Here is an 8,047-nt window from a genome sequence, read left to right as displayed (position 1 = left end):
CTGCCTTTTTTCTCATTCCCCTGGACTTGTTTGAAAAATAGCCATAATATCTCACAGTATGCTCATATCTTCCTGAAATATGTGTTACCAACCTGGCGAGCCAGTCCAAAGCATTGAAAATTTTTCTGGTTTTTTTGTCTTTAGATGTGTAAACAACTTTGGCAACACCATCATCGGATTTTTTTGCCGAGACATAAACCATTCTTTCCTGGGAAAAACAGGCACGAATGATATATCTTGCCAGATTACCAAGTCCAGCTTTATCATCAGATTCGATTCTACAATATACACGTTAAAACCTGAATGATGCCATGAAAGCATATTCTCAATAATGGCATCATTTATCTTTCCCTCTTTCTTGAGCATTTTTAATACTTCATACTGGAAAGCTTCTTCTAAATCTTCCAGCATAAATACTGATGCAGTTTGGAAACTGCCATCTTTCAGAAAACAACCATCTGAAACTATGGCGTGGAGATGGGGATTGAAATTTAAAAAATCACCATAGGTCTGCACAGCAATGCTGGCACCGGGAACAGCATCGTCATATGGCACAGTGGATTTAAGATAAGCTGTGATAACATTCCATGCACATTTAGAGAACTTTGCGAGTAATTTCAGAGCTCCTGACATTAGCCAGATTTAAATGCAGTTTATGCAGCCTTAAATACCAGTTTCAGCTTTGTACCGGGGTATAAAAAATTTTCCTTATTTACTATGTCACAAAGCTCCTCCAAAGACTTGTTTTCCCGCCTGGTAGACATTGTATGAAAACGGATCTCCAACCTGCCTTCATTATCGTTCGGGATCATATCAGCCGGTTGTTGAAATACCTTTTTTATAAAGGTCCTTCCTTCATCCATGGTTCTGGCAAAACAGTGGTTCTGCTCGATGATTTTTAACAATTCAGTTTCCGCTCTGTAGCAGGTCATCTTTATGGTATCCGTTAACCGCTTCTTTTCGGTTTCAAGGCGTACGATTTCGTTTTCTTCAAGCGTCTCATTTATTTTTACCTTGTCCGGAAATTGTTTAATCTGGGCTTTAAGGGTTTCAATCTCCTCTTCTATTTGTTTGATTTCTGTTTTCAACCCGTAATTCGATATATTGAACCCCCTCATGGTCCGACATTGTTTTTCATCGTTGTCCACGGCTTTTGTGGCATAGTGTTCTTTCTTCTTTTTTAATTGCTTTAATTGTTTTGAATGCTCTTTCACCAGCTCTTTTTTCTGGGGATTGGGAACCATCCGTTCAACATCTGCCTGTTCCACATCCCTTGAAACAAGGTGATCAAGACCATATTCATCTCTCATGTACTTGAAATAGTTTTCCTGGTTCCACCGGAAAAACATCCTGCGGGCTATTTCTTCCATGGAAAGATCCTGTCTGGTTGAGATAACCGATGTTTGATGCCCGTTGTCACATAGTCTCCGTACTTCCCTGACCCAACCCTTTTTGTTTATTTTGATACTTCGTTCCCCCAGCAGATAGGTCACCGGTTCTCCTCGAACCTGGCTGATGACCTCAACAAAACAGTCCTTTGGCCATGGCTCATATTTGCCTTTGCGGTAAGTCAATACATCAATGCCGGAGTCCCTCCATTTTAAAAATCGATCAGGACTCCAACCCTCCCGATCAAAGACCAGGGTAACCCGTTCACCTTTTGACAAGCGCTTTAATTCAGGGATGATCTCATTTTCAACGGTAGACAACAGGCTGTTATTGGCCTCTGTCGTCACAAAAAACAGGGGCTCACAATGGGTTCCATTTACCCAAAAATCGGTGGTGGCAGGCATGCAAAGGCGCCGTCTTGCCACATGAGTTTTGGGCAGAGTATGCTTCCTGCCATGATAGGGCCTCACATGGCCATCAATGTATGAAAACCCCAAAATATCTTTGTCCTGCTCTACCCATGCACGACTCAGGGTTTCCATGAACTGACCTGATTGATTGTGCAAACCAAGCTCATTGAGTTTTCTTCTTAACGTCTTGACCTCAGGGCAGCGGTCAAGGCCAAGTATTATTCCAAAATCCCCGGGATTTCCGTTCTTTAACTGTTCCGGGTTTTTCATCCTCAAGAGGGCCATGAATGCCAGGGTTAAAAGAATCGATTGTAAACCGTAGTATGCTTTTTTCAGGGCGCCGTACACTTTTTTGCCGGTAGAAAGATAACTCAGACCTGCCAAAAATGGCAAAGCCAGAAGAACACCAGCGTAGTGAACACCTTCATTGGGTAAAAATTCAGGCAGCGCCTCTATCAGGTCTCCCTTACGTGCCAGCAACCGTTCTTCCTCTCTTTTAGTCGCAATGCCGGCATTACAATTGGCATCTTCCTGAGATCGTTTAGCCGGTCCTTTTAGTTCTACGGAATCTTTAGTCTGATCGGATTGGGCGATTTTTCTTACAATGAGGCCTTTCCTTAAGGCCCTGCGGACACAACCTTCGCTGACCCCAACTTCAGCAGCGGCTGCAGTGATTGTGGACCCTTTGTCCAGAAGGCGTTTGACAACCTGCTGTTTTTCTCTATTGAGCTTGTAAGGGCTTCGATTGGGCCGATTATCAATAAAGCCTTCAGGCCCCTTATCTTTATATATTTGAACATTTCTTAATACCGTCGTTCGATTTATACCAAGGGCCTTAGCAAGTTCAGCAGTCGTTGCAAGGCCTAAGGAAACAATAATGCCCTGGGCCAATCTTTTGGCGAATTTATCATTTTTTCTAAAAGAGTAAACAGGCCCGGTGGCTGTAAAAAAAACGACCTGTTCATCATCACTATCCATTGCTATTTTTTCATTGATCGGAGTGGTATTTTTTGAGCTATATGGGATGTAGGTTTGAAGCACTATATTTTCCTTTTTTGATGTCTTCTAACCTACGATATTCTTACCCAAAAGTCAAGTAAAACCCTTTAAAATAAGGCTTTTCCAAGCTTGATGTCAGGAGCTCTGAACTTGGCGGTCTTTGCTTAACTCTATTAATCTGTCGATTGATTTTTCTTCAAAATCCTGATCAAGAGATGAAATAGGATCATCAAAAATAAAAGGAGCTTTTTCTTCGTTTCCTGTTACATCAGCTAAAAAAGCCGCAAGCGTTACAATCCGCTTTTCTCCGTCACTTAAAATGTCTCCTGGGGGGTATGTCTTATAATTCAATCCTTTGAGGCAAAGCCTATGCAGGACATGCCCCTTCTTCGCCCGAGTTTTAACGATTTCTACTTTGATCCGACGGGCACCAAGACGTTGTAATTCAAGATTGAACCGGCTTACATAAGCATCTGTAAGAACTTGTTGAGCCAGAACACCTGCCTGTTTAGAAATTTGTGCTGTACTCGTCGTTCTAATCCATTTATTGATTTGGGTGATTTGCTTGAGACGTTTAAGTTCATCTTTAATGGCATTTTTTTGATCAGAGGTCCATTTTTTTGCCGATAATTCTCTTTTATCTGCCAACGCTTTTTCGCGATCAAATGCCTTTGCATCCTTATCCAATTGTTTTGCCTGATTTTCCAAACTATCAGCAAGTTCCTTCAATTCTTCAAGCCAGGAAAGCTTTTTCTTATCTATACCAAATTTTGAATATTCTGATTGCTTTTTTATTCTTTCGATTACATCTTCAACATTTTTCCAAAAAGTTGTTAGCTTAGGAAGCCACTCCTCTGACTCCAAGCCCGCTGCCTGAATTGTCGTTTGAATTATCTCTGATTTAGGTGTATCGGGAAGAACTTCTATTTTTTTACTATATTTTAATTCTGCAGTTGCTGCATCAGAGGACAGCTTTCCTGTTATATATTTTTCAAACTTTTGAAATCGTTTGCGGGCATTAGTATCCAATTTTTGGTGACATAAAATACAGCGCGCATCATCCGAAGTGTTTGGGAATTCATTATCTTTATATGCTTCCTTTTTCGAATATTCTCTCGCTGCATACCATAACGCCCTCCATGTTTCAGACCCGACGCCCGATAAAGATGACATATCTTGTACTGCTTTGGCCCCACCAATTGCGATATCACGCTTTTCTTTTGCTGAGTTTTTTAACTTGAAAATTTCAGCGCAGGCATTAGCTGCCAAATTGTTAATAACGTCTGTTAACTGTGTGTGAAGCAAATCTATCTGTTTTTTTCGGTTTCTTTTTTGTTCTGCTTGTTTTTTAGGGTCTTTGGCTTTCAATCTTTCATCAAGGCTCTTTAAAGAGAGATCATCTTCTTTTGTCCAGACGAGAATATTCGCAAGCGAGGATTCTGTCTGGGATGCTCGCAGGCTGGAATATAATTTTTCAGCTTTTGTTTGGCCATATTCGCGCGGCATGACAGGGAGCTTCGAAGGCAGCTTTAACAAAGCTGACTTAAAACAATCCCGGACTGAATCACAGGCTTGGATTAATTTATCAAACAAACCCAGTACCGCTGGTGTGTATGCTGCTTCATTTTCTTTTACCAGATAGAGTTCACCGCTTGTAGTATCAAAAATGTCTATATTGCAAAGATCGTTTACTGGGTCGTCTTTTGCCGACCATGTAACATCAATCGTTTTCCCGGCAAATTCGTATTCTATCTTGCAACATTGTTTATCAGGAGGAGCTCCAAAAACATTGGATTTTAATTCAACGGCATGGGATTTTCCACATACTTTCTTCAGGATACGAGTATAACCGGATTTCCCTGACCCATTATTCCCGTATACAACTGTGATATTATTTTTACCTAAAGTATGGGGCTTCCGGGGTGACAAATTGTCTATCCCTTCTATTTCGCTGATCGCTTTTAGCTGCAAATCGGCACTACCACTTGCAGAAGTCCCAAGACCATTAAATTTGTGAAAATCAGTTTTTTCTTGGCCTTTATCTGTTTTGGCAAGATCGGTTAGTTCATCAATGTCTATTGAGGATAATGACCCTTTTTTTAAAATTCTGTCTGCGGCTTCCTGTTGCCAGTTTGGTCGAGTATGGAACCACTCACCGACTTCGGATTTTATGTTCATTTTTTTCTCCAGCACTTATTTTTGACTGTATAATACAGATATACCTACCCGATTTCTATATCATGTTCTTCTATATCCAAAGTATTGATATCGATTGCTTTATTTATATTGTCGATGTTACATGATCCAAGAAAATAAAAGGGAGTTTTTAGCATGATTTCATTACCATCAGTATCCGTATTCCTATGTATTGCAAGACCTTCCCCATGGAATTCACCGGTGGTTGAATTTTCATCCAGGAGTTGATGAAAATCGATGTTTGATATCAAGGTGTCAAATTCAAGTTTAATTTCTGAAACAGGATGTGAAAATTTTTCCAAATAGCTCTTATTTAATATGCGTAAAAACTCATCCTTTGACCAATCTAAATAAAAATTTTGTTTCTTTAATATTTCATTTTCTTTTTCAATATTTTTCATAAAAGTGTTTGATTCTATATGAATGTTCAAGAGATTAGACAAAGTGCGATCCGCTTCTAATATATAATTGAATTGTTGAGTATTCTTGTATGTACTTTCTATATAATTAATTTGTGGGTGCTTTTTATTGTTTTCATCTATTTCAAACCAATCTTTTTTCTTATCATTTGTTAGAAAAACAACACTGGTATTGTTCTCTTTCATATATTTCATCATTTCATGAAATATAATAAAATCACCATCTTCATTTTCGTTTTTTAGTTTCCCATCCATCATGCCAGGAAAAACGATAGAAGCCTTTTCTTTTAAATAGTTATATTTTTCTTTTATAAACGTAAGCTCGTTCTCTGTAATATTATTTACAATTTGAATTCTGCTATATTCTTCAAGGAGGATATCATTGTATTTTATATTTTTGTTTTTTTCTAAGTTTTTATTGATTTCAACATCCAATTTATCATGTATTCTTGTTAATTCACTTTCTATTTCTTTAAGTTCCAAATAAATTTCGTCGTAGTCTTCTAAGATAGATTTGTTTCTATTTATATAATTTGTGATTTTATTGGATTGTTTTTTTAATTCTTTGGGGACATCACTCACTACCTTTAAATAGTCTTCGTTTATTACTTTTAATCGTGATTTCAAAAACTCATTTTTTACGTGCTCAGTAATAAAAATATTATCTATATTTTCTTTTAAGAACTTTAAAAAATTATTTTTCACCTTATTGGATACTTTATAGAATAACAATAACACATTCGTGTCCAAGAAAATCGGGTACTCTTTTAGTGCCGAAGCTTTATCAAAATTTTGAATGAATAAACTCAAGCTTGTTTTTAACTGAGATATGTCGCTTTTGCAATTTGCGTCAAACCAGAAATCTTCATTAATTTCATTCTTTTTCATATTCATCCCTTGATTATACCTTTATATTTTATGCTCCTAATTGAATTTTTGCTTTTCTAACAAAGTTATTATATTTAGATATAATCTGTGGCGCTATTATTTTCATTTCATCGCATTTATTACTTTTCACGAAGCTTTCAACGCATGTTTTCAATTCAATACTCATCTCTTCTAACTCCGAGTCTAAAAACATGTGGTCTGCCTTACCCCATTTGATGGTAAACAACATTAGTGGCTGAACCGCTTCATTAAATAATGAACTATAATTACCGTCATCACACGATTCCATGTGGACAGTTTTTGTACTATCTATATTAAAAATAGCATCTGACGGTAGTATAGATATGAAATGTTTAAATAATTCTCTGTCTGCTTGAATATATTCTTTTTTAAGCGAGTTATCTCGGGTTCCAGATTGTTTGGCTGCATTATTTTTAAGAATATAATTAATCGCACCAAATAACTTTTTTTCCAGTTCTGATCTTTCACTGCTTATTTGGGTTGAATCTTTAGCAAGATTATAAGAAATAATTCTTCTTCCCCTTAAATCAAATGGAAGCTGCTCAATATTACCGTAAAAAGTATTTGCGATAAGCACAATATTGTCCCATCCTAAAGACTTTACAGCGTAACCAAGTTCAACAAGTACATTCGGATTTGGTGTTATACGGTATTTGTTCGGATTAATGAGTGAAACATCACATACAAAAGCAATTGAACAGTCTATCTTTTCAAAAATTGTTTTTGCGATGTCGGGTGCTCCTGAAATGTTCAATGTGTCTCTGTCAACAGCAAGCTCTAATCCAATTTCATCATGTCTATTTAGTTTTTTTGTGGCTTTTTCCAACGCAATGGAAATAAACCCCCTGTTAGTTCTATTTGGAAGGTCCGATTGCCAAGAATAAAAAATTGTTTTCATAATTCAAACTTTATTGAGGGTAACAAGTAATTAACCGGTTGTCCGCATATCATTCATGGTATGCTGATTTATGAGAGCCCAAAATATCAATTTTTAAAAAAACTAACCGGATATCTTTACAATTTACATGGTTCCTGGATCAGATATCATGTTGAAAAACCCTGAAACCTTTTGAAATTGAACAATCACTTAATTTCTATTCAAGATTGCTTTACATAAAGACAAGTTTATTCAAGAAGTATTTCTGTTAACCCAATCCTCAATATAATTTTGAGTAATTTTAATGGTTATTATTGATATTTACTGGCTATAACCATGGCTTTTCAGGAATCAAAAGCTACTCCAGACTATCCTCTGTGAAGTCCACATTTTTTCAAAAACAACCAACCACAATATGTAGCACCCTGTACTTTTCCATCCATAGGTACAACTATAAATTTAAATACATCAGCATTTTTGCAGGTCTGATTCACTGCCTGAATCTTTACAAATTAAATCTTTTCTTTTTTTTCCCCCGTGTTAATATAATTTTTTTCATATTTAGAACCATAATATAGGAGCCTGATGAATATATGAAATATAATTTTGATGAAATAATCGACCGGACCCGCACCTCTTCATTGAAATGGGAAAAATATGAAGGCAGGGATATCATCCCAATGTGGGTGGCAGACATGGATTTCAAAGCCCCTCCTGCCATTTTGGATACCCTTCAACAAAGCATTGAGCATGGAATTTTAGGATATACACTTATTCCTGATAAACTCAATGAAATCATTATTGCAAAATTAGACGATCTCTATGACTGGAAGGTCAAAGAAGAATGG

General features: G+C 37.0%; 5 protein-coding genes and 2 pseudogenes. 1 reads left to right on the top strand and 6 read right to left on the bottom strand.

The genetic code is table 11. The features are described from left to right. The 6 genes and pseudogenes from K8S13_RS13800 to K8S13_RS13775 all read right to left on the bottom strand — a co-directional run. The coding region (locus K8S13_RS13800) for a transposase (protein ID WP_291463313.1) at positions 1 to 229 on the bottom strand (229 nt) is incomplete at its 3' end. A gap of 137 nt (positions 230 to 366) precedes the next feature. After that, a pseudogene (locus K8S13_RS13795) lies at positions 367 to 633 on the bottom strand (transposase); the annotation flags it as partial. Between the two features lie 20 nt (positions 634 to 653). After that, on the bottom strand, positions 654 to 2,840 hold the full coding sequence (locus tag K8S13_RS13790; protein ID WP_291463312.1) for a putative transposase: 2,187 nt from the start codon (positions 2,838 to 2,840) through the stop codon (positions 654 to 656). 93 nt (positions 2,841 to 2,933) lie between these two features. Continuing rightward, entirely contained in the window at positions 2,934 to 4,976 is a 2,043-nt protein-coding gene (locus K8S13_RS13785) for an AAA family ATPase (protein ID WP_291463311.1), read from the bottom strand. A 44-nt stretch (positions 4,977 to 5,020) separates the two neighbouring features. Further along, positions 5,021 to 6,301: a PIN domain-containing protein gene (locus K8S13_RS13780; RefSeq protein ID WP_291463310.1), complete on the bottom strand. Its 1,281-nt coding sequence runs from the start codon at positions 6,299 to 6,301 to the stop codon at positions 5,021 to 5,023. A 28-nt stretch (positions 6,302 to 6,329) separates the two neighbouring features. Next, positions 6,330 to 7,220 (bottom strand): hypothetical protein, encoded by an 891-nt coding sequence (locus K8S13_RS13775; RefSeq protein WP_291463308.1) that lies wholly within the window; start codon positions 7,218 to 7,220, stop codon positions 6,330 to 6,332. A gap of 572 nt (positions 7,221 to 7,792) precedes the next feature. Between K8S13_RS13775 and K8S13_RS13770 the strand changes: the two are divergent. Further along, a pseudogene (locus K8S13_RS13770) lies at positions 7,793 to 8,047 on the top strand (aspartate aminotransferase); the annotation flags it as partial.

It is taken from the genome of Desulfobacula sp. (assembly GCF_021107415.1).
The sequence above is the reverse complement of the archived record's forward strand: the minus strand, read 5'-3'. Positions and strand labels throughout refer to the sequence as shown.

What these genes read in the sequence shown, in the direction of transcription:
- K8S13_RS13780 (WP_291463310.1), bottom strand. Translation starts at nt 6,301, where the DNA reads ATGAAAAAGAATGAAATTAATGAAGATTTCTGGTTTGACGCAAATTGC.
- K8S13_RS13785 (WP_291463311.1), bottom strand. Translation starts at nt 4,976, where the DNA reads ATGAACATAAAATCCGAAGTCGGTGAGTGGTTCCATACTCGACCAAAC.
- K8S13_RS13775 (WP_291463308.1), bottom strand. Translation starts at nt 7,220, where the DNA reads ATGAAAACAATTTTTTATTCTTGGCAATCGGACCTTCCAAATAGAACT.